This is a genomic window from Duganella sp. BJB1802, assembly GCF_013369445.1.
GTDB lineage: Bacteria > Pseudomonadota > Gammaproteobacteria > Burkholderiales > Burkholderiaceae_D > Rugamonas > Rugamonas vulcania_A.
Window position 1 is genome coordinate 67,144 of record NZ_JABWEF010000004.1, and the last position, 25,112, is coordinate 92,255.

The window sequence follows — 25,112 nt, forward strand, 5'->3', positions numbered from 1 at the left end:
GCGCGCTCACAGACATTCCTGCGTGCGCTGCACGCCGGCGATCACGCCGACGCAAGGCCGGCTGCGCGGCGCGGCCTGCGCCAGCTGCGCATGTGGCTTGGGCGCGGCCGCGAGCGGTTCGGCCGGCGCCTCGGCCGGAGCTTGCGCCTTGGCGACGCCCAGCAAGGTGCTCTTGGTGGCGCCGTCGGTCACGCCGGGACGCGGATCGACCTGGTTGCGCAGCACCAGCGACAGCGTGCCGACACTGCGCGCCAGGTCGATGTTCTCGGCCTGCGCCGGCGTCACCTCCAGCGTGACAGCGTTGACCACGCGCGGCTTGGTCTCGTCGCGGCCCACTTCCTGCGCCACGGCCAGCACCAGTATCCGTTCCAGCACGATCTTGGAAATCGCGTTCTCGTTGCCGGTGGCGGCGGCCTGCGTGTTGACGATGATGTCGACAAAATTCCCCGGCAACGCGAAACCGGCGACGCCCACCACGTCGTTGACCCGCACGGTGATGGCGCGCTTGCCTTCCGAGATCAGCGCGGACAGGCCGCCCAGCGTTCCGGCCGGCGCCAGCTTGGCCTCGGTCAGAGGCTCGTCGCGCAGCACGCTGGTTTTCAGCACCCGGCCCGCCAGCTTGGTGCCGTCGCGGATGGCGCCGCGCGGCAGGCTCTCGGCCGGCCAGTCGATCGCCTTGAGCATCTCCGGCGTCAGGCGCTGCCCCAGGCTCACATCGGTGGCGGCGACGACGATCTTGTTGGCCGACGCCGGCGTCTGGTGCAGCAGCCAGCGCGAGGCCAGCACCACCGCCACCAGTCCCAGGACGATGGCCAGCGCCATCATCATCAGTGCGCGCCGGTTGTTCATGCTGCCTGCCCGTAGACCGGCGCCGGTGCCGGCGCGCCGGCGGCGAAGATGCTGGTCCAGGCCTGGTCCAGCGTCTCCACGCTCAAGCGCGCCGGCTCGCCCAGGAAGCCGGCAAAGTCGTTGATGCGGCCGACGATCTCGCGCGGATAGCAGGCCAGCAGCGGCAGGCCGCTGCCCGCGTGCAGCTCATCGACCAGGTAGCGCAGCGCAGCTTCGTCGAACGTCACGCCGGCGCTGACGCACTGTTGGCGAAACAAGGTGCGGTAGTTGGCCGTGTCCAGCGCCCCGACCGGAATCTTGTAGCCGATGCGGCGCAGCGCCGAGGCGTCGAGCAGCGCTTCCGGCGCCAGGCTGGTGGCGAACACCAGCTGCATGCGGCACGGCACGCTGAAGTGGAAGCCGCCGACCAGCGCCAGCTGGCTGCGCTCCAGCTCCCGCGCCTGCGAAAAGCGGTTCAGCAGATCGGCTGCGGCCATGCGCTGGCGGCCCAGGTCATCGACGATCAGCAGGCCGTTGTTGGCCTTGAGCTGCGGCGGCGAGCGATAGCAGCCGTTATGGCTGTCCGGTTGCAGCTCCAGCATGTCGGCGCTCAGGTCCGCGTCCAGCGCCACCACGGGACGCTGGCACAGCACCCAGCGCGGATCGCTGCTGCGGCGCTCCTGCGTCGGCCGCAGCTGGCGCAGATGCTGCGGCGACGGCGCGCGGTGCAGCAGCGCGTCATAGACCTGGACGATCTCCTGTCCCACCACCAGCGCGTGCGGCACCGCGATCACGCCCTGCAGCAGGCTGCCCAGCCGGCGCGCCAGCACCGACTTGCCGCCGCCGGACGGGCCATGCAGCAGCACCGTGCGGCCGGCGTACATGGCCGCGCCCAGCATGCGCTGCACGGCGGGGCTGAGGAAGTCGTCGGCGAATTCGGCGGCCAGTTCGTCGGCGCACAGCTGCGGCGCCTGGACAGCCTGGCGCTCGACCACGGCGCGGTAGGCCTCCAGCGTCACCGGCGCGGGGCCGATGTAGGGGCAGCGGTCCATCCACGCGCTGGCGCGCAGGCGGCCGGCGGAGGTCAGCTGGTACTGCACGTCGATGTCCGACTCGCCGCGCCAGGCCACTTCGGCCACGTGTTCGGCCACCATGAACTCGAGCGCCTCGCGCAGCACGTTGATCGACAGGTGCAGCCGCGTGGTCAGCACCGGCAGGTGGATCTTGCCGCCGACCAGGATGGACTTGGCGATCAGTTCGACGATCATCTGCTGCGTCAAGCCGGTGTCGCGCACCGATTTCGGCTGGACCGGCAGCACCGCGGCGGGATCGGCATGGAGGGCGGAGGTAGGCGTTTCGACGGCGAGCATGACGATCTCCAGCGGTGGAATTAGTTACGTTGAGGAATCAAGTCTATCGGCCCGTGCTTTGTGGATATTGACGCGCAGCAAAGGCGCGGCAGGCGGACCGTCAGCGATGTGCAAGCGCCACAACCGCCATCGTGGCCAGCGCGATCGCCAAACCGTAGGGGATGCCGCCCACGCTGGCGCCCGGCGCCAGCGGCACCGCCTGCAGCGGCACGCCCAGGCTGCGCAGCAGCATCGGCTTGCAGATGATGGCCACGTTGCGCCAGCCGTCCCGCCAGCGGCCGCTGAACATCAGCATCAGCAGGCCCATCACGCCCCCGATCAGCGCGGCCAGCATGGCCACCTCCAGCGCCATCAGCGGCCCGACGAAACTGCCGACCATGGCCATCAGCTTGACGTCGCCGGCGGCCATGCCGCGCAGCAGATACAGCGGCAGGAATAAAAAAAAGCCGGTCAAAGTGCCGGCCATCCAGTGCGTCAGGGGCGCCCAGTGCAGGCCGCCCAGCAGGTGCAGCATCAGCGCCAGCAGCAGGCCGCTGAGCACCAGCACGTTCGGTATCTTGCGCAGGGCCAGGTCGGTCACGGCCGCTTGCGCAACAAGGCAGATCAAGATCACTTCGAGCGCTATCGACATGAGGGTCTCCAACGTAAGGCTTTCCAGCCCGGACAGCAGCTGGAAAGCCCGGTGGTTACGGCGAGGTGATGCTGGTCGCGATGCTGGTGAAGGCGGTTTTCAGCGCCGGCCCCAGCAAACCGAATGCAGCAATGACCGCGGCGACCATCGTCGCCGCGATCAGGCCGTATTCGATGGCCGTGATCCCGTCCTCGTCCTGCACGAACACTTTTGCTGCTGCAATAAGCGAGTTCATGATTTACTCCTCTGGATGAAGTTAAAAAGTACCCCTGGCACGGGCCGGCGGACTGCCCAATCGCCGGTTCCGGGCCATTAAGGACTACTATACGGATCAGAGTTTTCCGAGAGTTGACGTGACGCAAGTTTTCCGTGCGGCATTATTTTTATGGGTTTGATGAAAATCTGCGCACGGGACACACTTCACGGCTGGCTTATGTCAAACTGCATCAGTTTCCCGGCAGGTAAGCTGGAAGGGGTTACCCGGCTGTCGGAAAAAGGTCGCATTCAGATGCAAGGAAAGTTTTTTTTCGCACACATGAATTGCCTTGATTGCAAAAAGCTATTATCCTGCTTAGCTGTTCTTTGGAAAGGCCCCGTGTTGCAGCTTCACTGTGCGCCTGACTATCAAAGAGATTGGCTTGATAGGCGTGAACGAAACGTGGCTAGACACAAGGTTGTGTGATTATTTTCCAGAGAAGAAAATGGATTCCCTACTGAAACACATGGTGGACATGACCGGCCACCGCGATCACACGATGCTCGACATCTCCGTGATCTCGGCGGTGCAGGAGCTTGCCCGCGCCAGCCAGGCCCGCGTACTGACGCTGGCCACAGTCAGGGGCAAGACTTTCGTCCGGGCACGCGCCATCATCTGCGCCGGCGAGGCCGCGCGCATGGTCGACAGTTCCGACCTGCACAATCCCGGCGAACCCATCGAAAACTTCCCGGCCCTGGCCGAATGCATCGCCAACCACGAATCGGGCGCCGACGTCGCCAACGAGGCGGGCGAACACACGCTGTGGCTGCCGATCTGGCTGGGCGACAAGGCCGACACCTGCCTGGAAATCGTCAACCCCACGCCGTACACCAGCGACACCATCCACGTCATCGGCGGCATCGTCAGCGTCTACCGCAACTTCCAGAACTTGCTGGACTACAGCGAACGCGATTCGCTGACCGGCCTGCTCAACCGCAAGACCTTCGACGACCAGCTGGCCAAGATGCTGGCCGCCAGCACCGAACAGGATTCCGTCACGCTGCCGGGCGAACCGGAGCGCCGCAGCCACCACGAGCAGGAAAAGCAATGGCTGGCCGTGGTCGATGTCGACCATTTCAAGCACGTTAACGACCGTTTCGGCCATTTGTACGGCGATGAGGTGCTGATCCTGATCGCCAACCTGCTCACCTCCTCGTTCCGCGCGCAAGACCGCGTGTTCCGCTTCGGCGGCGAGGAGTTCGTCGTGCTGCTGCGTTCGACCACCCTGGACAACGCCAAGAAGATCATCGACCGCTTCCGCATGAACGTGGCGTCGCATGATTTCCCGCAAGTGGGCAAGGTGACGGTGAGCGTGGGCTTTGTCAGCATCAGCGCGCTGGAGGCGCCGGTGATCATCCTGGGGCACGCCGACCAAGCGCTGTACTACGCCAAGAGCCACGGCCGCAACCTGGCCTGCCATTACGACGAACTGGTCGACGGCGGCCTGCTGCACGCCATCGAATCCAACGACACCGCCGAGTTCTTCTAAGCCTTACGCCAGGGTCAGGAAGCGCATCGGATCGACGTTCCACTTGGCGGGCGATTCGTGGCCGACGATCTTGTCGCCGCCGCCAAAACCCAGCCCGCGCGACAAATCCACGGTTTCCGGCTTGATGTAGAGATTTTTCTTGGTGTTGAAGAACACATTGACCTTGGGCGCCAGCAAATTGGTCTCGTGTGGCTCAATTACAACACCCAGCCGTCCCGACTCCAGCATCACCATGGTGCCCACCGGATAGATCCCCACGCAGCGCATGAATTCCTGCGCGTAATTCGGATTGAAGTGGAATTTGCTCCACTCATAGATCTTGCGCAGGGCCGCCGCCGCCGACATGCCCTTGTGGTAGCAACGATCCGCCGTGATTGCGTCATACACGTCAACAATCGCCGCCATTTGCGCCAATTCGCTGATGCCGTCGCCCTCCTGCTTGTTCGGATAGCCGCTGCCGTCGCGCCGCTCGTGGTGGTGCAGCGTGATGTCGAGCGGAATCGGGCCCACCTCGGGCGACTTCAGCAGGATGTTGTAGCCGTCCTGCGGATGGCGCTTGATGATGGCGAATTCCTCGTCCGTCAGCGGGCCGGGCTTGTTCAGGATGGCGTCCGGCACCAGCGCCTTGCCGGTGTCGTGCAGCAGGCCGCCCAGGCCGGCCTGGTGGGTGATCTCGGGGTCCATACCGCGCGAGCGGCAGAAGGCCACCAGCAGCGTACACACGCTCACCGAGTGCAAGAACGTGTAATCGTCCTTGTTTTTGATCCGCAGCAAACCGACCAGCGCGCCTGGATTGCGCAAGATCGATTCGGTGATATTCTGCACCACCGGCTGGACCTGATCGAGTTCGATGGCCTTGCCCAGGCGCGCATCCTGCATCACGGTACGCACCAGCGTCGACGCCTGATGGCGGATCTGCACGGCGCGCTGCATCTCCTCGCCCAGCGAAACGCGGGTGACGACCGGCGCCTTGGCGACGATTTCCACGATTTCGCGTTCGGTCGCCGCCTGCGCTTCATCGACCGAGGGGGCATCCTGCACGTCCAGCCCTTTCGAGTTGTCTATGACAACGTCATGGATGCCGGCATTGATGATCTTGCGGATTTCGTCTTCGCTGGTCAGCAAAAAGCGGTTGCGGACAAACGGGTGGGTCATCCAGTCGCAGCTCAGGTCATGGATGTACATGCCTACTTTTAGCTGGGAAGAGTCGACTTTCTTTAACATACCGGTACCCACTTTGAAGAGGCTGGAAACAGCGGAAAGGGTTGATGCCAGTATAGCAAATAGTTTCCTGTCAGGATTAGATTTACAGGTGCTACCATTTGTTTGTCCAGGTTAAGAACGCTAGCAATTTATGGAATTACGCCAACTTCGTTACTTTGTAGCTATAGTAGACCACGGTTCGCTGTCGCGGGCGGCTGTTGTCCTACATGTTGCGCAACCGGCACTAACGCAACAGTTGCGGCAACTGGAGGAGGAGTTGGGCGTGCAGTTATTGCATCGTTCCGCCCAGGGCGTGCTCAGCACGGACGCCGGCAAGATCTTCTACGAACACGCGCAGGCCATCCTCAAGCAGGTGGCGGACGCCCGCTCGGCCGTGGCGCAGTCGGCCGAGCGCCCCAGCGGCAGCGTCACGCTGGGGCTGCCGCACAGCATTTCCGGCGCGCTGGCGCTGCCGCTGCTGACGGCCGCGCGCGCCCAGTATCCCGAAATCACCCTGCAACTGACGGAAGAGCTGACCGGCAACCTGAGCGACCAGCTCAAGTCCGGCCGCGTCAACCTGGCCGTGCTGTTCGACGACGGCCAGCTGGCCCAGTTCGCCACGACGCCGCTGGCGGAGGAGGAGCTGCAATTCATCTGTCGCGCGGACGCCACCTATGCACAAGGTGAGCAAGCACTCACATTGACCCAGGCGCTGAATACCACGCTGATCCTGCCCGGCCTGCAGCACGGCGTGCGGCCGCGCATCGAAAGCGTGGCGCGCCAGGCCGGGCTCACGGTGGGTAATGTGATCGAGATCAACTCCATCGCCATCCTCAAGTCCGCCATCCTGGCCGACATGGGCGCGACCATCCTGCCGTCGGCGCCTGTCCTGGACGAGCTCGAAAGAGGCGCCATGCGCGCCCACCGCATCCACAGCCCGTCGATTTCGCGCACGGTGGTGCTGTGCGCGTCCAAGAATATTCCGCTGACCAACGCGGCGGCGGCGGTCAGCCGGTTGGTGCAACAAGTCAGCGCGCAACTGTGCGCCGGCGGCACCTGGCCTGGCGCGACCGCCATCGCCTGAGCGCCGCCGGGCCATCATTTTTTCTTATACCCCCATCGGCATTCGGTATTTCCGTATACGTCAACTCGCGCCCATACTGCGCTACAAAGCAGATTTTTAAGCCTAAAATATCTGCACCGCCGCTAACCATGCGGCCCATGGCCTGATCCTGGCGCGCCTACCCGGCGCCACCAAGTTTGGGCGCGATCTGACACAAAACCGGAGACACCGCCATGCCCGATACCACGGCACACGGCCCAGCAACGTCCGCCAGAGACGCCGCCGCCGCCCCATCCCGCCTCACCTCCGTGAGCCTCGACGACAAATACACCGCGATCAAAGGCGACATCTTCCTGTCCGGCATCCAGGCGCTGGTGCGCTTGCCGATGATGCAGCGCGTGCGCGACCAGGCGGCCGGCCTGAACACCGCCGGCTTCATCTCCGGCTACCGCGGCTCGCCGCTGGGCGGCCTGGACGAGAACCTGTGGAAGGCCCAACCGCACCTGGAGTCGCACCACGTGCAGTTCGTGCCGGGCGTGAACGAGGACCTGGCCGCGACCGCCGTCTGGGGCTCGCAGCAGGTCGACCTGATCGGCGAGGCCAAGTACGACGGCGTGTTCGCCATGTGGTACGGCAAGGGCCCCGGCGTGGACCGCTGCGGCGACGTCTTCAAGCACATGAACCACGCCGGCACGTCCAAACACGGCGGCGTGCTGCTGGTGGCCGGCGACGACCATGGCGCCTATTCGTCGACGCTGCCGCACCAGTCGGACCACCTGTTCTCGGCCTCGATGATCCCGGTCCTGTATCCATGCAATGTGCAGGAATACCTGGACCTGGGCATCCACGGCTGGGCCATGTCGCGCTTCTCCGGCTGCACGGTGGCGTTCAAGGCGCTGGCCGACACGGTCGAATCGTCGGCCTCCGTCGACGCCGATCCGTTCCGCGTCGAGGTCAAGATCCCGCACGATTTCGTCATGCCGGAAGGCGGCCTGAATGCGCGCCTGTCCAGCATCCCGCTGGGCCAGCAAGCGCGCAATCAGGAAGCGCTGATGCAGGACTACAAAATCTACGCCGCGCTGGCCTACGCGCGCGAAAACAAGCTCAATCACACCACCATCACCAGCCCGAACGCCAAGCTGGGCATCATCGCCTCCGGCAAGTCCTACCTGGACGTGCTGGAAGCGCTGGAAGAACTGGGCATCGACGAGAAGATGGCGGCCGATGTCGGCCTGCGCCTGTTCAAGGTCGCCATGCCATGGCCGCTGGAGCCGGACAGCGTGCGCGAATTCGCGCAGGGCCTGGACGAGATCCTGGTGGTCGAGGAGAAGCGCCAGATCGTCGAGTACCAGCTGAAGGAACAGCTGTACAACTGGCGCGACGATGTGCGTCCACGCGTGATCGGCAAGTTCGATGAAAAAGGCGAATGGGTCGCGCCGCGCGGCGAATGGCTGCTCACCTCCAAGGCCGACTTCTCGGTCTCGCAAGTGGCGCGCGTGATCGCCTCGCGCGTCAAGCGCCTGATCTCCGATCCTGTGACCTGCGACCATATCAAGGCCCGCCTGAGCTTCCTCGACGCCAAGGACGCAGTGCTGAAGAAGGCCATCAACACCCCGTTCCGTCCAGCGTTCTACTGCTCCGGTTGTCCGCACAACACCTCGACCAAAGTCCCGGAAGGCAGCCTGGCGCTGGCCGGCATCGGCTGCCACGTGATGGCGACCTCGATCTACCCGGAGTTCAACAAGCTCACCACGCACATGGGCGGCGAAGGCGCGCCGTGGATCGGCCAGGCCGCGTTCTCGAAGATCCCGCACGTGTTCCAGAACCTGGGCGACGGCACCTACTTCCACTCCGGCTACCTGGCGATCCGCGCGGCCGTTGCGGCCAAGGTCAACATGACCTACAAGATCCTCTACAACGACGCGGTGGCGATGACGGGCGGCCAGCCGGTCGACGGCATCACCTCGGTGCCGATGATCGCACAGCAGATGGCCGCCGAAGGCGTCAAACGCATCGCGCTGGTCACCGAAGACCTGAACCGCTACACCGACCGCAGCGCCCTGCCGTCCATCGTCAGCCTGCACGACCGCAAAGACATGGACGCGGTGCAGCGCGAGCTGCGCGAAGTGGGCGGCGTATCGGTGCTGATCTACGACCAGACCTGCGCGGCCGAGAAGCGCCGCCGCCGCAAGAAAGGCGAATACCCCGACCCTGCCAAGCGCATGGTCATCAACGAAGCCGTCTGCGAAGGCTGCGGCGACTGCGGCATCCAGTCCAACTGCACCTCCATCCTGCCGAAGGAAACGGAGTTCGGCCGCAAGCGCACCATCGACCAGTCGTCCTGCAACAAGGACTACTCGTGCGTGAAGGGCTTCTGCCCGAGCTTCGTCACGGTCGAAGGGGGATCGCTGAAGAAGACCAAGACCGGCGTCACCAAGGACAACGCCGACGACGGCTTCGGCACCCTGCCGGAACCGGTGCTGCCGTCCTGCGACGAGCCGTACAACATCCTGATCAACGGTATCGGCGGCACCGGCGTGATCACCGTCGGCGCCTTGATGGGCATGGCCGCGCACCTTGAAGGTAAAGGCGCGTCGGTGCTGGACATGACCGGCATGTCGCAGAAAAACGGCTCGGTCACGTCGCACGTCAAAGTGGCGAAGACCCCGGCCCACCTGCGCGCGCAACGCATCGCCACCGGCGAGGCGGACGTGATCCTGGGCTGCGACATGCTGACCGCCGGCGCCGCCGACGCGGTGTCGAAGATGCGTCCGGGCCGCACGCTGGCCATCGTCAACCTGCACGAGCAGCCTCCGGGCACCTTCGCGCAGAACGCCGACTGGCAGTATCCGGTGGAGGAAGTGCGTGCGCTGATCGAGGAATCGGTCGGCGCCGGCGCGGCCGATTTCATCAACGCCACCAAGCTGGCCACCGCGCTGATGGGCGACTCCATCGCCGCCAACCTGTTCATGCTCGGTTATGCATGGCAGAAGGGCCGCATCCCGCTGAAGGAGGAATCGCTGCTGCGCGCGATTGAACTGAACGGCGTCGGCATCGCATCGAACAAGAAGAGCTTCCTGTGGGGCCGCCGCGCCGCCGTGGACCTCAAGCGCGTCGAGCGCGTGGCCACGCCTACGCAAGCGATCGTGATGCAGATGCCGCAAAGCCTGGAGAACGTCATCGGCAAGCGCGTCGAGTTCCTGACGGCGTACCAGAACGCCGCCTACGCTTCGAGCTACGAACAGCTGGTGTCGCAGGTGCGCGCGAAGGAAACCGCTCTGGGCCTGGGCAACAAGCTGTCCACCGCCGTCGCCAAATACGCCTTCAAGCTGATGGCCTACAAGGACGAATACGAAGTGGCGCGCCTGTACACCGATGGCCGTTTCGTCGAGCAGCTCAAGCAGCAGTTCGAGGGCGACTTCTCGGTCAAGTTCAACCTGGCGCCGCCGATGTTCGCCAAGAAGGACGCCAAGGGCCACCTGGTCAAGGCGGAATTCGGCTCGTGGATGTGGAGCGCGTTCAAGCTGCTGGCCAAGTTCAAGGGCCTGCGCGGCGGCGCGTTCGACATCTTCGGCTACACCGAGGAGCGCAAGATGGAGCGCGCGCTGATCGTTGAATACCGCGAGCTGGTCGCCACGCTGATGGACAAACTGTCGCCGGAAAACCACGCCACCGCCGTGGAACTGGCCGGCCTGCCGGAGAAAGTGCGCGGCTTCGGCCACGTGAAGGAAAAGGCCGTCGCCACCTTCCGTACCGAGAAGGCCCGCCTGCTGGCGCAACTGGCGCAGCAGCGCGCCGCGTAAGGCATCACGGGGCGGGCTGCGGCCCGCCCCCATATTTCGCTTGACTTGACGTTAACGTAAACGTCATATAATGAACTGAACAAAAGCACAAGGGACACCATGAACGACCTCTCCGCTCCGAAAATCGCAGCCGTGCCGGATCAGCCGCGCCTGAACAACAAAGTCCGTTTCGTCACCGCCGCCTCGCTGTTCGACGGCCACGACGCCTCGATCAACATCATGCGCCGCATCCTGCAATCGAACGGCGTGGAAGTGGTTCACCTTGGCCACAACCGCTCGGTCGACGAAGTGGTCACCGCCGCGCTGGCCGAAGACGTGCAAGGCATCGCCATCTCCAGCTACCAGGGCGGCCACGTCGAATACTTCAAATACATGATCGACCTGCTGCGCCAGCGCGGCGGCGCGCACATCAAGGTATTCGGCGGCGGCGGCGGCGTCATCGTCCCCGACGAAATCGCCGACCTGCACGCCTACGGCGTCACCAAGATCTTCAGCCCGGAAGACGGCCAGCGCATGGGCCTCGTCGGCATGATCCAGTGGATGGTGCAGCAGTGCGACATCGACCTGTCCCAGTACTCGCCCACCTCGCTGGCGCCGTTGAAGGAAGGCGACATCGCCGCGCGCCATCGCCCGCTGGCCCAGCTGATCACCGCGCTGGAAAATGAAAAAGCCTCCCCCACCCTGCGCGCCGAACTGCTGGCCGCCGCCGAAGGTCTGGCCGTGCCGACGCTGGGCATCACCGGCACCGGCGGCGCGGGTAAATCCTCGCTGACCGATGAACTGATACGCCGCATCCGCCTCGACCAGGGCGACGCCGTCAACATCGCCATCATCTCGATCGACCCGTCGCGCCGCAAATCCGGTGGCGCGCTGCTGGGCGACCGTATCCGCATGAATGCGATCAATCCATGGAATGGGCAGACGCGCGTCTTCATGCGATCCCTGGCCACGCGCGAAGCAGGCTCCGAGATTTCGCAAGCGCTGCCGGACGTTATCGCCGCCTGCAAAGTGGCCGGCTTCGACCTGGTGATCGTCGAGACCTCCGGCATCGGCCAGGGCGACGCCGCCATCGTGCCGCACGTCGATGTATCGATGTACGTGATGACGCCGGAATTCGGCGCCGCCTCGCAGCTGGAAAAAATCGACATGCTCGATTTCGCCGACTTCATCGCCATCAACAAATTCGACCGCAAGGGTTCGCAGGACGCGCTGCGCGACGTCGCCAAGCAGTACCAGCGCAACCGCGAAATGTGGAGCAAGCGTCCGGACGAAATGCCGGTCTACGGCACGCAAGCATCGCGCTTCAACGACGACGGCGTGACCGCGCTGTATCAAGGCCTGCTGCCCAAGCTGGCGCAGTTCGGCCTGAAGGCCAAGCCGGGCAAGCTGGCGCCGGTGGATGTGCGCTTCTCCAGCGGCAAACACGTGATCGTGCCGCCGGCACGCGCGCGCTACTTGGCGGAGATCGCCGACACCGTGCGCGGCTACCACCGCTTCACGCGCAAGCAGGTCACGCTGGCGCGCGAACGCCAGCAGCTGACCGAATCGAAACGCATGCTGGCCATCGCCCACAAGACCGCCGACTTCGACGACCTGATCGCCGAACGCGATGCGGAAATGGACGGCGGCGCCAAGAAGCTGCTGGCCCAGTGGCCAGACATGCAGGCCGCCTATGCGGGCGACGACTACGTCGTCAAGATCCGCGACAAGGAAATCCGCACCCGCCTGGTCCAGCACACGCTGTCCGGCACCAAGATCCGCAAGGTGGCCCTGCCGCGCTATGAAGACCACGGCGAAGTGCTGCGCTTCCTGATGCTGGAAAACGTGCCGGGCTCCTTCCCGTTCACGGCCGGCGTGTTCGCCTTCAAGCGCGAGGGCGAAGACCCGACCCGCATGTTCGCCGGCGAAGGCGACGCCTTCCGCACCAACCGCCGCTTCAAGCTGGTCTCCACCGGCATGGACGCCAAGCGCCTGTCGACCGCCTTCGACTCCGTGACCCTGTACGGCGCCGATCCCGCGCTGCGCCCGGACATCTACGGCAAGGTCGGCAACTCGGGCGTATCGATCGCCACGCTGGACGACATGAAGGTGCTGTACGACGGCTTCAACCTGTGCAGCCCGAGCACCTCGGTATCGATGACCATCAACGGCCCGGCACCAACCATCCTGGCGATGTTCATGAACACCGCCATCGACCAGCAGGTTGAAAAATTCGTCGAAGAGAACAAGCGCCAGCCGAGCGCCGACGAAGCGGCCAAGATCAAGGACTGGGTACTGCAAAATGTGCGCGGCACCGTGCAGGCGGACATCCTGAAGGAAGACCAGGGCCAGAACACCTGCATCTTCTCGACCGAGTTCTCGCTGAAGGTGATGGGCGACATCCAGGAATACTTCGTCCACCACCAGGTGCGCAACTTCTACTCGGTGTCGATCTCCGGCTACCACATCGCCGAAGCGGGCGCGAATCCGATCTCGCAGCTGGCGTTCACGCTGTCGAACGGCTTCACGTTTGTGGAAGCCTATCTGGCGCGCGGCATGCACATCGACGACTTCGCGCCCAACCTGTCGTTCTTCTTCTCCAACGGCATGGACCCTGAATACACGGTGCTGGGCCGCGTGGCGCGCCGCCTGTGGGCGGTGGCGATGCGCGACAAATACGGCGCCAACGACCGTTCGCAAAAGCTCAAGTACCACGTACAGACGTCTGGCCGTTCGCTGCACGCGCAGGAGATCGACTTCAACGACATCCGCACCACGCTGCAGGCGCTGATCGCGATCTACGACAACTGCAACTCGCTGCACACCAACGCCTACGACGAAGCGATCACCACGCCGACCGACGAATCGGTGCGCCGCGCGCTGGCGATCCAGCTGATCATCAACCGCGAATGGGGCCTGGCCAAGAACGAGAATCCGAACCAGGGCTCGTTCATCATGGAAGAGCTGACCGACCTGGTGGAGGAAGCGGTGCTGCAGGAGTTCGAACGCATCGCCGAGCGCGGCGGCGTATTGGGCGCGATGGAGACCGGCTACCAGCGCGGCAAGATCCAGGAAGAGTCGATGCTGTACGAGCACCAGAAGCACGACGGCACGCTGCCCATCATCGGCGTCAACACCTTCCGCAATCCGAAGGCGACCGGCGAGCCGCAGAAGATCGAACTGGCGCGCTCCACCGACGACGAGAAGCAATCGCAGCTCACCCGCCTGGAGGACTTCCACGCCCGTAACGCGGAGCACGCGCCGCAAGCGCTGGCAGCCTTGCAGCAAGCCGCCATCGACAACGCCAACGTGTTTGAAAAGCTGATGGACGCCGTGCGCGTCTGCTCGCTGGGCCAGATCACGACGGCGCTGTTCGAAGTCGGCGGCCAGTACCGCCGCAATATGTAAGGCGGCTAAGCGGGAGGCGTATCAATGCCTCCCGCCGGCTGATTGCAGCAACCTCCGGCCCTTCTCCGAAACGAAGACCTGGCCGGAGGCCCCTCCTTCGCTCGCGATCAGGCCATCGGCACAAGCGTCCTCCCAGATGGTCAACCTGGGGCAGGAGCTGCGCCATACCTCCATCACCTCGGAATATGAATGTGGCCGCTGCTGCAGCCAGTCCAGCATCTGCAACGTCAAATTGTCGTGTGCGTTCGCCATGGCGCTCTCCTTGACGGGTTGGTCCCAATTCAATATAGCCGCAGAACCGGACTGTAACAAGCCGATTACTTCAATTTGCCGGCGCCCGCGTTGGCCGGCACGGAGGCCTGCGCTGCGGTCGCGGTCTGCAGCGCGTACAGATACGGCGGCGTCACACCGCGCTCCGCTTCCAGACCAACCTTGGCCTTAAATTCGGCCGTGTGCAGCCTGCATTTTTTGCCTTCGCTTATTTGCTATCATCCTTTCACGGACGACAGCCTAAACCACCGTCTCAGATTCGGGGGGGGGGGCACTGAATTGGCGTCGGTTTAATTGGCACTACTACCGTTGTGCCAGGCGCGGCAGAAGTAGCTGGAGCGCTACTTACACCTGTTGGTACAACTGCGATGGCAATTGCTCGGGAGGAATGCACATGTCGCCAGAAATAATAACAAAACCGCGAGCTACCCATGTGGCAGATACTATCGGCTTGCTCGTCCTCGCCGCGCTGATGCTGCTGGCTTCAATCTTTGTGCCGGACTCACAAATTCCTGGTATTGCGTGGCTCTTGATTTATCCCGTCGGAGCTGCGTTTTCTCTGTTTATCTGGCACCATCCAAAGGCCCCAAAGGATCCTTCGAAATGGCTCCTTGCGGCGGCTTGCTCCTTGGTGGCGGCACCGCTATGGCTTGGCATAGCGATGTTCGGAGCTAGGATAATGTTTGCGGATGAACCGGGCGGATCTAAGGCATTTGACTTGCTAGTGGCCTTGATCATCGCGCCCGGATTCACCATCGTTGCGATAGTCGGATGGATTCGAGCGTTCGTATCGCGCGACAAATCACCAAGATCACCGTAGCAGAACTCGGTGGCGGAGTAGTCGTTTCTCGGGTGCGGCTTCCGCAGCCAAAAAGCCACTTCGCCGGCACGCTGGACGTATCGACCAGCGTACTGCTGATGCCGACGATGCCACCGCCGCAACACACCTAGCGGAGTGTAACAAGCCCTTTACTTCAACTTACCAGCGCCGGCGTTGGCCGGTACGGAGGCCTGTGCCGCGGTCGCGGTCTGCAACGCGTACAGATACGGCGGCGTCCACAAGTTGGCGGAGCTTGGCGGCGCAAGGCCGCATTGGCCGTCAACCAGGTTGGTGCCCGACTTGTCGCTGACGAAGACATGGCCGGACGAACGGAAGCCGGTGTAGTCCTTGCCCTTGATGACTTTTCCGCAGAACTCGGACAGCTTGAGGCCCGTGAGGTTGTAGTAGTTATTCTCGATCAGCATATTCGAGTGATAGCGCGCATCGGAGCCGCTTTCGAACTTCACATCGGCATCCGTGGTCGACACGCTGCCGGTGACAAGGTTGTTGAACATGTGGACCTGGCCATAGCGATTGAGCGGCAAGCGCGTGGTCGCCCCATCCCACCAGTTGCCGGTGAAGGTGACGTGCATGCGGCCCTCGTCGCTCCATGCGCGGCCGGAGTCGCCGTTGCCCACCAGCGTGGTCTTGTGGTGCTTGCCGAAATAGCTGTTGGCGATGGTGACGTAGTCGCTGCCGCGCACCACGTCCAGAGCGCCGTCGTGCCGCGTGGTGTATGGGGACACGGCCAGCGAGTCCGGCGTGTCGCCGTCGCTGATGGTCAGGTGGTCGAGGTAGATGTTCTGGCCACGCGACACGGTCAGGCCGTCGGCGTAGGCGTTGCCCGAGTCCTCGGGATTGACGTCCCACGGCGTATCGAGCACCAGGTTGCGCACGATGACGTTGCGCGTCCACGTCGGGTAATCGTCGCCGTCCTTGCCGTCGGCGATCCACTTTTTGAAGTCAGTCTCAGGATCGCCGCCGGCCGTCAGCGGCAGCTCGCCGCCGATCAGCAGCGACGTACCGGTGATGCGTGCGGGCCGGCCCTGCGCGTCGTTGATGCCGACCAGCGTGGTGTTGGACGGTATGCTGATCGAGCCGCCCAGCTTCTGGTCCGAATAGCTGGTGTACTCCTTGAAGACCGTATTGTTCTGGCTCCAGCGCAGATCGATATGGCCGATCACGCGGATGATCTTCGGCTCGTTGCCCGCTTCGTTGATGGCGGCCACCAGCTGCTGGCCGTTGTACACCGTGTAGATGCGGTTGGCGGTGGCCGAGCCTCCGCCCGTCACCAGCACCGGCGTCTTGCGCGTGAGCGCGTGCCAGCCGGTGGCGGGGGCGCTGTCGCGCTCAAAGGTCAGCACGCCGCCGGTGGGATCGGCCGAGGCGAACTGCCACACCGGCAGCTTGGGCGCGGCCGCGTAGTTGGCGGGATCGTGCAGGCCGCCGGTCAGCACCGGGGCCGAGTAATTGCGCACGCCGTATTGGGCGGTCTGCAAAGGCGTGCTGGCGCCGACGAGGGTCTTGGCATCGATGGTTGCGGCCTGCGCGGCCGATGCCAGCAGGATGCCGGCGGCGATGAGTGAATATTTCAAGGTTGTCTCCATTTTTTTGAAAGTGACTGGCTGTGCGAGTGACGATTCGTACCCACGTGTCGATGCAATGCGCGCCTGAGCGAGTCAGGATCGATCGTTGCCAACTGGGTGGGTCTGGATAAACATTCAGCATCCGGACTGCGATGACTGAAACAGGCACCTTGCGTACCTGTCGCCGTTGCGACGAGGGCGGGGAGCCGAGGTCGCGCAGGTCAAGGATCGAAGCCGGCCTAAGGATTCACGCCGACATCGATTCAATTAATACTAATCCGCCAGAAAAAAATATGCAACAAGCATTCAACGGGACGCGAAATGCGGTCCGGCGCCCTCTTGCGCCAGCGCGTCCTGCGCATTGCGCAAGGGACAGGCTCTCAGCGACAGGCACCCGCAACCGATGCAGCCATCGAGTTGGTCGCGCAATTGCGTCAGCGTTTTGATGCGCTCCTCCAGCTCCTGCTTCCATGCAGCCGACAAGCGGCGCCAATCGGCGACAGTGGGCGTGCGGCCAAACGGCAGTGCGTCCAACGCCTGCGCAATGTCCGCCAGCGGAAGGCCGACGCGCTGCGCCACCTTGATCACCGCCAGCCGCCGCAGCACCGAACGCGCATAGCGCCGCTGGTTGCCGCTGGAGCGGACCGAATGTATCAGGCCCTTCGCCTCATAAAAATGCAGCGCCGATACCGCCACGCCGGCCCGCGCGGCCAGCTCGCCGACGCCGAGTTCCTTCGGAGGAGATGCCATATAAAATCCTTGACCTCAAGTTAAGTTGAGATTTTATAGTGTCTGCACATTCACCGCCTGAAGGACGCCATGAAATTCATCAATCCCCCCGGACTATACGATCCCCGCCCCAACGGTTACAGCCACGTCGTCATCGCCGAAGCGCCGGCGCGCATCGTCTACATCGCCGGCCAAGGCGGCGAGGATGCTAACGGAGTGCTGTCGGAAAGCTTCGAAGCGCAGGTCCGGCAGGCGCTGGACAATCTGCAAACCGCATTGGCCGCTGCCGATGCAAAGCTGACCGACGTCGCCAAGGTCACGGCACTGATCGTCGATCACAGCGAAGAGCGACTGGGCATTTTCAGCAGCGCGCTGCGCACCGCATGGGGCGAACATCCCGCCCCGGCCTGCACGCTGATCCCCGTGCCACGCCTGGCGCTGGATGGCATGCTGTTCGAAATCGAAGCCACTGCCGTCATTTAAACAAACGGATTCAACAGAACGGCACCCGTCGCAGCAAAGTCATGGACATTGCGGGTTACAACCTCAAGTCCATGAACAATCGCAATCGCCGCAATTTGTCTGTCGATTGGATGGCTTGCCTGCGGAGACATCAAACCTCCCCACACCTGAGCGCAACGCACATCAAAATTCAATATCCGATCCGCATACTCGTGGATAACCAAGTCGAGCCAGGTTTCAAGCCGCACTACTTTATCTGGGCCGCCGCGCTTGCGGACATTTTCGATGCCACGTCTGATTTCCCCAATCGTCTGCACGCAAAGATAGCGGTCGCTGGGCCGACTCGTGAGGAAGAACCTTATAACACCTGGGTTCGCCTGTCGTCCCTTGCGTGCTTCGCTGATGATGTTGGTATCAATCAGATACATAGATACATCGCACACTAACTCTTGCGGACATCGAAATCTTCATCGTCACCCACGTTGGGCATGCTTGCCAGCACGTCGGCAGAGGAACGGCTGTGCAGCCGTTGCAGTGCTTTTTTCAATATATCCAGATGTTCTGCTTCAGGACTACGGCCGTTTGCTGCCGCCCTTCGCTTTAGCGCTAGCGCGAGGTCGTCATCGACATTTCGCACAATTAGATTGGTGGCCATTGCAATCTCCCCTAATCATCGATTTCATAATACATCAATGAAAAAGGAAGCGCGCACCAAGAACTATGCGGGTTGAGCCCGCCCAACAGTAGACCCACCCAGGAGCACCGGCTGCCACAGCTCCTGCAACTCGCTGGCCGGCTTGCCGTCCACCAGCGCCAGCAGCATGTCGGCCATGCGGGCGCCGGCTTGGTGCGCGTCCGGCTGGTCGATAGTGGTGACGTCGATGCCGGCCAGCGTGTCGGCCATGCTGCCCCAGACGATCACCGACATCTCCTTGCCGATATCAACGCCCGCATCCAGCAGCGCGCGCACCGCGCCGACGCCCGACAGATGATTGTCGACGATGACCGCAGTCGGACGCGGCGAACACGCCAGCAGCTGCTGCATCGCCTGGTAGCCGCTGCGGCGGTCCAGCGTGTTGTCGATCAGGTAGCGCGTGTCCACCGCCAGCCCGGCCGACGCCATCGCGGCCACAAAGGCGTCCTTGCGCTGGCGGGCGAAGTTCAATTCCAGCGGCGCGCTGACCAGGGCCACGCGCAGGTGCCCCAATCCCAGCAAGCGCTCCATCGCCATGCGGATGCCGGCCGCGTTGTCGTAGTCGAACCACGCGTACGGCGCGCCAAGCTCGGTGCGGCCATGCGCGACAAAGGGAAACTTGGATTTGCTCAGGAAGGCGATGCGCTCGTCGCGCACCAGCGTGCGGCTCACCACCAGCCCATCGACCCGCCGTCCACGCACGATCTGCTGGTACGACGGCTGCTCCGCCGCCGGCGACACCGGCGCGATGATCAAATTCTTGCTGACCCGCTCCAGCGCGGCCGACATGCCGGCCACCACGTCGAGGAACATCGGGTCGCCCAGGTCCGCCGGCAGCAGCGGGTAGATGATGCCGAATACATTGGTGCGCCCCAGCGCCAGCGAGCGCGCCATCGGATTAGGCTGGTAGCCGTTCTCCTTGGCCGCCTTCAGCACACGCTCGCGGGTCCGGCCATTCACCTCGGGATAGCCGTTCAACGCGCGGCTCACCGTGGTCTTCGACATGCCGAGTAAGTTCGCGAGGCGCTCCAGGTTCATAGACAATTGCTCAATGTTGACCGCTGATTATAGCGGACGGGTCGAAACCACCACCACCGTCATCGACCGCTTTTTTGAAAAAATACAACATAATCAGAACGATAGAAATCGGCACCAGCGTCAGGTAGAAGGCGAAGTGGCCGCTGAAATTGCCGAACACGTAGCCGGTGATCAGTGATCCGGTGGTGCCGCCCAGCGCCGAGAAAATCACCAGCAAGCCGGTCATGGCGGAGTGCTGGTTCTTCGGCAGGGAGCTGAGCATCACCGAGTTGATGCCGGGGTAGATCGGCGCCATGAACAATCCGATCAGCGGGAACAGGAAGGTCGCCAGCGGCGCGCTGGACCAGCTGATGTTCGGATCGGCCACCACGTCATGTGTCAACGGCAGCGCCAGCAGCACCATGGCCGCCATGCCGATCACGCAGGCGTTCATCACCGGGTACCAGTTCAACTTGCGCATCAACACGCCGGCCGACAGGCGCCCGATCGCCAGGCAGGCGGCGAAGATGCTGGTCACCTGCACGCTCATCGCCGCCGGGAGCTTCAGGATCTCGTTGTTAAAGGTCGGCAGCCAGGTGCCCACGCTTTGCTCGATCAGCACATACAAGAACGCGGTGATGACGAACACGCACACCAGCGGCTTGAAGAACAGCTTGAGCATGGCCGCGAAATCCTGCGCGATGCCACGACCTTCCGGCAGCGCTGCCATGTCCTCGTTGAAGTGCGTGGTCAGCACCAGCGCGAAGGTCAGCGCGCACAGCACGGCCAGCACCCAGTACACCTGCAGCCAGCTGCGCGACAGCGGATCGGACGAATCGATGAAGTAGCCGAACACCCAGTAGGCGCTTAACACGCCGACCATGAAGAAGCCCTCCAGCAGGTTCATCATGCTGGCGTGCTGCTTGCGGTCGGTGGCGATCAGGCCCAGTGTCGAATACACCGACACCTTCACCAGCGCGAACGATACGCCGACGCAGAAAAACAGCAGCTTGGTGGTGGCGAACGACGGCAGCACCGGCATCGCCACGCAGGCGGCGGTGACGATGGCCAGCCCGGCCAGCATGGCCTTCTTGTAGCCAAGGCGTGGCAGGAAGGAGGCGATCAGGAAGGACACCGCCGCAATCGGCAAATCCTTGAAGCCTTCCAGCACGCTGGCGCTGGATTTGCTCACGCCGTAGTTGTTGATGATCTGAAGGATGACCGTGCCCACGCTGTTGAGCAGGATCGCGAATACAAAGTAAATCAGAAATAGCGCAAATAGGATGCGGTTGTTCTTCATACTGTCTCCGAATTTTATTATTTATATTATTTAGTATGATTCTAAATTGAAGTCGTTCAGGCGCGTGATCACCACGTCGGCCTGGGTCAGCACAAAGGGATGTCCTATCCCCAGCGCGAACATCCCCGCAGCCTTGATCGACGCCACGCCCGCCACCGCATCCTCCACGCCCAGGCAGTCCTCCGGCGCCACGCCCAGCTCCCGCGCCGCCTTCAGGAAAATCTCCGGGTCCGGCTTGCCGCGCGCGATGGTCGCCGCGTCGACCACGTAATCGAATTTATCGGTGATGCCCAGGCGGCCCAACACCGTAAAGGCGTTCTTGCTCACCGACGCCAGGCCGATGCGCAAGCCCGCCGCGCGCACCACGTCCAGCGCCCGCACCGCGCCCGGCAGCAGATCGGCCGACGACATGGTGGCGATCAGTTCCTGGTAGTGGCGGTTCTTCTCGTCGGCCAGCGCCAGCTTCTCTTCCGCAGTGTACGCCCGCTTGGACGAGGCCAGGATCAGGTCCAGCGATCCCATACGGTCGATGCCCTTCAGGTTCTCGTTGAAGGCATGGTCGAAGTGCACGCCTTGCGATTCCGCCAGGCGCTTCCACGCCAGGTAGTGATAGTGGGCGGTATCGGTGATCACGCCGTCCAGGTCAAAGATAACGGCTTTAAAGCGGCTCATGCAAAGCTCCTCGATTGCGTCGGTTGCGACAGCGTCAGTGCGACAGGTTCGCCGCCGTGGGTGAAGCGCAGCGCCTCGCCTTGCAGCAGGCGATAGTCCGCGCGGCCAGGCTCCACACGCACCTCCAGCAGCGCGCCCTTGAAATGAATCTTGAACGTGTAGTGCTGCCACTGCTTCGGCAGCGACGGCGCGAAATGCAGATCGCCGCCCACCACGCGCATGCCCGCGAAGCCATACGCCACGCCCATCCACGTGCCGGCCATCGCCGCCGTGTGCACGCCGTAGTGCGTATTGCCGTGCGTGTCGTCCAGGTCGAGGCGCGCGGTCTCCATGAAGTAGTCGTAGGCCTTGTCCTGGTAGCCCACCTCCGCAGCGATGATGCTGAAGATGCAGGACGACAGCGACGAATCGTGCGTCGTCACCGCCTCGTAGTAGTCGAAGTCACGGCGCTTGTCTTCCAGCGTGAACTGGTCGGACAGCAGCAGCAGCGCCAGCACCACGTCCGCCTGCTTGCAGACCTGGTGACGGTAGATCACCATCGGGTGGTAGTTCAGCAGCAGCGGATAGTTTTCCTTCGGCGTGTTGGCGAAATCCCACACCTTCTTGGACAGGAAGCTGTCGTCCTGCGCGTGGATTTGCAGCGCATCGTCGTAAGGAAGATTCATCAACGATGCGGCGCGGCGCCATGCGGCTGGCTCGCCCGCATCCAGCGCGGTGGCGGCGGCGATGCGCGCGAATTCCGACGGCGCCTGTGCCTGCAACTGCTCCGCGATGGAGGCCGCAAAGTTCAGGTGCATTTGCGCCATCGCGTTGGTGTAGTAGTTGTTGTTGACCAGCGCCGTGTATTCGTCCGGCCCCGTCACCTGGTTGATGCAGAAGCGCCCTTCGCGGTCGTAGCTGCCGATGCCCATCCAGATGCGCGCCGTCTCCATCACGATTTCCGCGCCGTGCTTCACCAGATATTCCTGATCGTCAGTCGCCTCCATGTACAGCTTGATGGAGTAGGCGATATCGGCGTTGATGTGATACTGCGCCGTCCCCGCCGGGAAGTAGGCCGAGCACTCGTCGCCGGCGATGGTGCGCCATGGGTACAGCGCGCCGGTGGCGTGCGACATCTGGCGTGCGCGCTCACGCGCCTTCGGCAGGCCGGCGTAGCGGTACTCCAGCAGCTTGCGGGCGATCTCCGGCTTCGAGTACAGGAAGAACGGGAAGATGTAAATTTCCGTATCCCAGAAATAGTGGCCTTCGTAGCCCTCGCCCGTCACGCCCTTGGCGGAGATGTTGGTCTTGCCGTCGCGGCCCACCGATTGCAGCAGGTGGAACTGGTTGAAGTGGATGCCTTGCTGGAGCGCGTCGTCGCCGGCGATCTGCACGTCGGCCTGCTGCCAGAAATCGGCCAGGTACTGTTCCTGCGCCATGCGCAGGTCGTCGAACCCTGCGGCCCTGGCGGTGGCCAGCGTGTCCTTGCTGCGCCACATCAGCTCCGCCTCGGCGTAGTCGCGCGACGAGAAGTAGCTGCCGTACTTGGTCAGCACGATGCGCTGGCCCGCCTGCGCCTGCAGCTCGTACGTCTGCGTGAGGCGCTGCTCCACCTGCGCGATCTCGATGGTCGCATCCGCGCCCGCCAGTTCGGTATCGGTGGCGCTGACCAGCACGAAGCCGCTGTTGTGCGTACGCTGCACCAGCGCCGCGAAGCCGACGTTCTGTTCATGCCCCACCATGTGCAGCGACTGGCCCGACACCGCCGACCCCACGCGCGGATCGTCGCCCGCCTCCTGGTTCTTCACCGCGCCGTCCAGCGACGACACCACCCGCACACGACCCGCGAAGTTCAGCGGCGTCACCTCGAACTCGATCGCGAACAGATGCTTGTTCTCGAAGCACACCAGGCGGCGGCTGCGCACCCGCACGCTGCGGCCCTGCGGCGAGGTCCACTCCACGGTGCGCGTCAACACGCCGGTGCGGAAGTCCAGCACCCGCTCGTACGACTGCACCGAGCCGGCCAGCAGGTCGAAGCGCTCGTCCTCCAGCCACAGCTCGATGCCCTTCGCGTTCGGCACGTTCAGCATGAACTGGTTCACCTTGGCCAGGCCGTAGGCCGCCTCCGGATACTGGATCGGCTCCGATTCGTAGAAGCCGTTCAGGTAGGTGCCGTCGAGCGAGGTGCCGGCCGGGCCGCCGTAGCCCTCCTCGCCGGTGCCGCGCAGGCCGATGTAACCGTTCCCCAAAGCGAACAGGGTCTCGTCGAGAAAGTGGGAGTCGGTGTCGAAACTGGTCTCGCGGATGCACCAGGCTTCGAGGGGATAGGTGTGTTGTTGCACAGCGTATTCCTTAAAAATGCGATTCAAAGCGGTTTGAATTTTGAAAAAAGCCGGTTTTTCGAGGTTTTCAGCTTAATTCAGGGGAAAACTAGGTCTGGCGTACCATCAAGGTGGTCGGCAGCATTTCGGACGCCACCGGCTGGCCTTCGATCAGGCCCAGCATCTTCTTGGCCAACAACACGCCGCCGTCGCGCAGATACTGGTGCACGCTGGTCAGCGGCGGCACGAAACTGGCCGCGCCGGGCGTATCGTCGTAGCCGATGACGGAGACATTCTCCGGCACCCGCAAATTCTTCTCGGCCAGCGCGCGGATCGCGCCCATGGCCAGCAAGTCGCTGGCGGCGAACACGCCGTCGAATATGGCGCCCTTCTTTTTCAACAGCGCCGAGATGCTGTCGAAGCCCGCCTCGAAGGTGAATGCCTTGGGACGGATGATGTGCACCGTCGCCCGCCCGCCCATCGCGTCGATGAAACCGGCGCAGCGTTCCTGCACCTCGGCGTGATCGACGTCGCCCAGGAACACCAGCTTCTGCCGGCCCTGCGCGATGAAGCGCTCGGCGGCGCTGATGCCGCCCTTCCGATTGTCCGAGCCGACCACGATGTAGTCGGTGTCGGCTTCCGGCGCGCCCCACACCACCAGCGGCATGCCGGTCTGCTGCAAGGCGCGCACCGCCTCGCCGTGCGAGCCCTGGCCCAGCAGGATCAAACCGTCGGCGCCCTGCACCGGCGCGGTGTTCATCAACTGCTTGGAGGTCAGCACCACGCTGTAGCCGGCGGTGGTCAGCTCCTGCGTTATGCCGCCCAACAGCTCCAGCGGATACGGATCGGACATCGGCCGGCCGCGCACGGGTGTCATTTCCACCACAACCGCCACCGAATAACTGCGGCCCATGCGCAGATTGCGCGCGCTCACATTGAAACGGTAGCCCTGCTCGTTGGCCAAGGTGCGGATCTTCTGCCGCGTCTCCGCCGTCACCAGCGGACTGTCGCGCAGGGCGCGGGAAACGGTGATCTTGGAGACGCCGGCCAGCTTGGCCAGGTCCTCCATCGTCAATGCTGTTTCGGCTTTGCGGGCTACAGACTTATTCGAAGGCATTGATCGCTCATAGGTTGGAAACAGGGTGTGCGAACGCATTATGACAGAAAATTTTCGTTTGTCGCGAAAAATGACATCGATAACATTTCGATTGACATCGATATCATTTCTTGTT

Annotated in this window: 21 protein-coding genes; 6 read left to right on the forward strand and 15 right to left on the reverse strand. The window is 63.2% G+C overall.

Annotated features, from left to right (window positions below):
- Window positions 1-6: 6 nt before the first annotated feature.
- The 4 genes from cpaB to HUX88_RS08025 form a co-directional block, all read right to left on the reverse strand.
- Window positions 7-849 carry a Flp pilus assembly protein CpaB gene (cpaB, locus tag HUX88_RS08010; RefSeq protein WP_176361419.1) on the reverse strand — a complete coding sequence of 281 codons (843 nt, stop codon included), beginning with the start codon at window positions 847-849 and terminating at the stop codon, window positions 7-9.
- Entirely contained in the window at window positions 846-2,198 is a 1,353-nt protein-coding gene (locus tag HUX88_RS08015; RefSeq protein ID WP_176361420.1) for an ATP-binding protein, read from the reverse strand. Before HUX88_RS08015 ends, cpaB begins: the two co-directional genes overlap by 4 nt.
- 100 nt (window positions 2,199-2,298) lie before the next feature.
- A complete protein-coding gene (locus tag HUX88_RS08020) occupies window positions 2,299-2,829 on the reverse strand; it encodes a prepilin peptidase (protein ID WP_176361421.1) in 531 nt (176 codons plus the stop codon).
- A 55-nt stretch (window positions 2,830-2,884) separates the two neighbouring features.
- Entirely contained in the window at window positions 2,885-3,064 is a 180-nt protein-coding gene (locus HUX88_RS08025) for a Flp family type IVb pilin (protein WP_117012573.1), read from the reverse strand.
- Between the two features lie 466 nt (window positions 3,065-3,530).
- Between HUX88_RS08025 and HUX88_RS08030 the strand changes: the two genes are divergently transcribed.
- A complete protein-coding gene (locus HUX88_RS08030; RefSeq protein WP_117012572.1) occupies window positions 3,531-4,574 on the forward strand; it encodes a GGDEF domain-containing protein in 1,044 nt (347 codons plus the stop codon).
- Window positions 4,575-4,577: 3 nt separating this feature from the next.
- On the opposite strand, the gene HUX88_RS08035 is transcribed toward HUX88_RS08030, so the two are convergent.
- A complete protein-coding gene (locus tag HUX88_RS08035) occupies window positions 4,578-5,798 on the reverse strand; it encodes an HD-GYP domain-containing protein (protein ID WP_117012571.1) in 1,221 nt (406 codons plus the stop codon).
- Window positions 5,799-5,928: 130 nt separating this feature from the next.
- Between HUX88_RS08035 and HUX88_RS08040 the strand changes: the two genes are divergently transcribed.
- The 3 genes from HUX88_RS08040 to icmF all read left to right on the forward strand — a co-directional run bounded on the left by HUX88_RS08040 (window position 5,929) and on the right by icmF (window position 14,030).
- Window positions 5,929-6,861, forward strand: coding sequence for a LysR substrate-binding domain-containing protein (locus HUX88_RS08040; protein ID WP_176361422.1), 933 nt, complete (start codon window positions 5,929-5,931; stop codon window positions 6,859-6,861).
- A gap of 212 nt (window positions 6,862-7,073) precedes the next feature.
- Window positions 7,074-10,643, forward strand: a complete 3,570-nt coding sequence (locus HUX88_RS08045) for an indolepyruvate ferredoxin oxidoreductase family protein (protein ID WP_176361423.1) — start codon at window positions 7,074-7,076, stop codon at window positions 10,641-10,643.
- Window positions 10,644-10,742: 99 nt separating this feature from the next.
- Window positions 10,743-14,030 (forward strand): fused isobutyryl-CoA mutase/GTPase IcmF, encoded by a 3,288-nt coding sequence (gene icmF / locus HUX88_RS08050; protein ID WP_176361424.1) that lies wholly within the window; start codon window positions 10,743-10,745, stop codon window positions 14,028-14,030.
- A gap of 21 nt (window positions 14,031-14,051) precedes the next feature.
- On the opposite strand, the gene HUX88_RS08055 is transcribed toward icmF, so the two are convergent.
- Window positions 14,052-14,282: a hypothetical protein gene (locus HUX88_RS08055; RefSeq protein WP_117012567.1), complete on the reverse strand. Its 231-nt coding sequence runs from the start codon at window positions 14,280-14,282 to the stop codon at window positions 14,052-14,054.
- Between the two features lie 412 nt (window positions 14,283-14,694).
- Between HUX88_RS08055 and HUX88_RS08060 the strand changes: the two genes are divergently transcribed.
- The gene (locus tag HUX88_RS08060; RefSeq protein ID WP_176361425.1) at window positions 14,695-15,120 is read left to right on the forward strand and encodes a hypothetical protein; all 426 of its coding nucleotides are present in this window, start codon (window positions 14,695-14,697) and stop codon (window positions 15,118-15,120) included.
- A gap of 149 nt (window positions 15,121-15,269) precedes the next feature.
- Here HUX88_RS08060 and HUX88_RS08065 read toward each other — a convergent pair whose 3' ends face one another.
- Window positions 15,270-16,715, reverse strand: a complete 1,446-nt coding sequence (locus HUX88_RS08065; protein ID WP_229219245.1) for a polysaccharide lyase family 1 protein — start codon at window positions 16,713-16,715, stop codon at window positions 15,270-15,272.
- Between the two features lie 297 nt (window positions 16,716-17,012).
- On the reverse strand, window positions 17,013-17,456 hold the full coding sequence (gene soxR, locus HUX88_RS08070) for a redox-sensitive transcriptional activator SoxR (protein WP_176361427.1): 444 nt from the start codon (window positions 17,454-17,456) through the stop codon (window positions 17,013-17,015).
- A 69-nt stretch (window positions 17,457-17,525) separates the two neighbouring features.
- Between soxR and HUX88_RS08075 the strand changes: the two genes are divergently transcribed.
- Window positions 17,526-17,918 (forward strand): RidA family protein, encoded by a 393-nt coding sequence (locus tag HUX88_RS08075; RefSeq protein ID WP_176361428.1) that lies wholly within the window; start codon window positions 17,526-17,528, stop codon window positions 17,916-17,918.
- Here the strand turns inward: HUX88_RS08075 and HUX88_RS08080 are convergent.
- From HUX88_RS08080 to HUX88_RS08110, 7 genes are all read right to left on the reverse strand, one after another.
- Window positions 17,915-18,325, reverse strand: a complete 411-nt coding sequence (locus HUX88_RS08080) for a type II toxin-antitoxin system VapC family toxin (protein ID WP_117012772.1) — start codon at window positions 18,323-18,325, stop codon at window positions 17,915-17,917. The genes HUX88_RS08075 and HUX88_RS08080 overlap by 4 nt on opposite strands.
- 14 nt (window positions 18,326-18,339) lie before the next feature.
- On the reverse strand, window positions 18,340-18,552 hold the full coding sequence (locus HUX88_RS08085; RefSeq protein ID WP_117012563.1) for a DNA-binding protein: 213 nt from the start codon (window positions 18,550-18,552) through the stop codon (window positions 18,340-18,342).
- 63 nt (window positions 18,553-18,615) lie between these two features.
- On the reverse strand, window positions 18,616-19,629 hold the full coding sequence (locus HUX88_RS08090; protein ID WP_117012562.1) for a substrate-binding domain-containing protein: 1,014 nt from the start codon (window positions 19,627-19,629) through the stop codon (window positions 18,616-18,618).
- A 10-nt stretch (window positions 19,630-19,639) separates the two neighbouring features.
- A complete protein-coding gene (locus HUX88_RS08095) occupies window positions 19,640-20,908 on the reverse strand; it encodes a sugar MFS transporter (RefSeq protein WP_117012561.1) in 1,269 nt (422 codons plus the stop codon).
- Between the two features lie 30 nt (window positions 20,909-20,938).
- Window positions 20,939-21,580: a beta-phosphoglucomutase gene (pgmB, locus tag HUX88_RS08100; RefSeq protein ID WP_176361429.1), complete on the reverse strand. Its 642-nt coding sequence runs from the start codon at window positions 21,578-21,580 to the stop codon at window positions 20,939-20,941.
- Window positions 21,577-23,901 carry a glycoside hydrolase family 65 protein gene (locus HUX88_RS08105; protein ID WP_373886763.1) on the reverse strand — a complete coding sequence of 775 codons (2,325 nt, stop codon included), beginning with the start codon at window positions 23,899-23,901 and terminating at the stop codon, window positions 21,577-21,579. Before HUX88_RS08105 ends, pgmB begins: the two co-directional genes overlap by 4 nt.
- Window positions 23,902-23,989: 88 nt before the next feature.
- The gene (locus HUX88_RS08110) at window positions 23,990-24,997 is read right to left on the reverse strand and encodes a LacI family DNA-binding transcriptional regulator (protein WP_176361431.1); all 1,008 of its coding nucleotides are present in this window, start codon (window positions 24,995-24,997) and stop codon (window positions 23,990-23,992) included.
- Between the last annotated feature and the right edge of the window lie 115 nt (window positions 24,998-25,112).

Excerpts from the sequence above, each read along its gene's own strand:
- HUX88_RS08030 (WP_117012572.1), top strand. The coding sequence starts at position 3,531 with ATGGATTCCCTACTGAAACACATGGTGGACATGACCGGCCACCGCGAT.
- HUX88_RS08035 (WP_117012571.1), bottom strand. The coding sequence starts at position 5,798 with ATGTTAAAGAAAGTCGACTCTTCCCAGCTAAAAGTAGGCATGTACATC.
- HUX88_RS08020 (WP_176361421.1), bottom strand. The coding sequence starts at position 2,829 with ATGTCGATAGCGCTCGAAGTGATCTTGATCTGCCTTGTTGCGCAAGCG.
- HUX88_RS08045 (WP_176361423.1), top strand. The coding sequence starts at position 7,074 with ATGCCCGATACCACGGCACACGGCCCAGCAACGTCCGCCAGAGACGCC.
- cpaB (WP_176361419.1), bottom strand. The coding sequence starts at position 849 with ATGAACAACCGGCGCGCACTGATGATGATGGCGCTGGCCATCGTCCTG.
- HUX88_RS08040 (WP_176361422.1), top strand. The coding sequence starts at position 5,929 with ATGGAATTACGCCAACTTCGTTACTTTGTAGCTATAGTAGACCACGGT.
- HUX88_RS08080 (WP_117012772.1), bottom strand. The coding sequence starts at position 18,325 with ATGTATCTGATTGATACCAACATCATCAGCGAAGCACGCAAGGGACGA.
- HUX88_RS08060 (WP_176361425.1), top strand. The coding sequence starts at position 14,695 with ATGTCGCCAGAAATAATAACAAAACCGCGAGCTACCCATGTGGCAGAT.
- pgmB (WP_176361429.1), bottom strand. The coding sequence starts at position 21,580 with ATGAGCCGCTTTAAAGCCGTTATCTTTGACCTGGACGGCGTGATCACC.
- HUX88_RS08095 (WP_117012561.1), bottom strand. The coding sequence starts at position 20,908 with ATGAAGAACAACCGCATCCTATTTGCGCTATTTCTGATTTACTTTGTA.
- HUX88_RS08055 (WP_117012567.1), bottom strand. The coding sequence starts at position 14,282 with ATGGCGAACGCACACGACAATTTGACGTTGCAGATGCTGGACTGGCTG.
- soxR (WP_176361427.1), bottom strand. The coding sequence starts at position 17,456 with ATGGCATCTCCTCCGAAGGAACTCGGCGTCGGCGAGCTGGCCGCGCGG.
- HUX88_RS08075 (WP_176361428.1), top strand. The coding sequence starts at position 17,526 with ATGAAATTCATCAATCCCCCCGGACTATACGATCCCCGCCCCAACGGT.
- icmF (WP_176361424.1), top strand. The coding sequence starts at position 10,743 with ATGAACGACCTCTCCGCTCCGAAAATCGCAGCCGTGCCGGATCAGCCG.
- HUX88_RS08085 (WP_117012563.1), bottom strand. The coding sequence starts at position 18,552 with ATGGCCACCAATCTAATTGTGCGAAATGTCGATGACGACCTCGCGCTA.
- HUX88_RS08090 (WP_117012562.1), bottom strand. The coding sequence starts at position 19,629 with ATGAACCTGGAGCGCCTCGCGAACTTACTCGGCATGTCGAAGACCACG.
- HUX88_RS08025 (WP_117012573.1), bottom strand. The coding sequence starts at position 3,064 with ATGAACTCGCTTATTGCAGCAGCAAAAGTGTTCGTGCAGGACGAGGAC.
- HUX88_RS08015 (WP_176361420.1), bottom strand. The coding sequence starts at position 2,198 with ATGCTCGCCGTCGAAACGCCTACCTCCGCCCTCCATGCCGATCCCGCC.
- HUX88_RS08110 (WP_176361431.1), bottom strand. The coding sequence starts at position 24,997 with ATGCCTTCGAATAAGTCTGTAGCCCGCAAAGCCGAAACAGCATTGACG.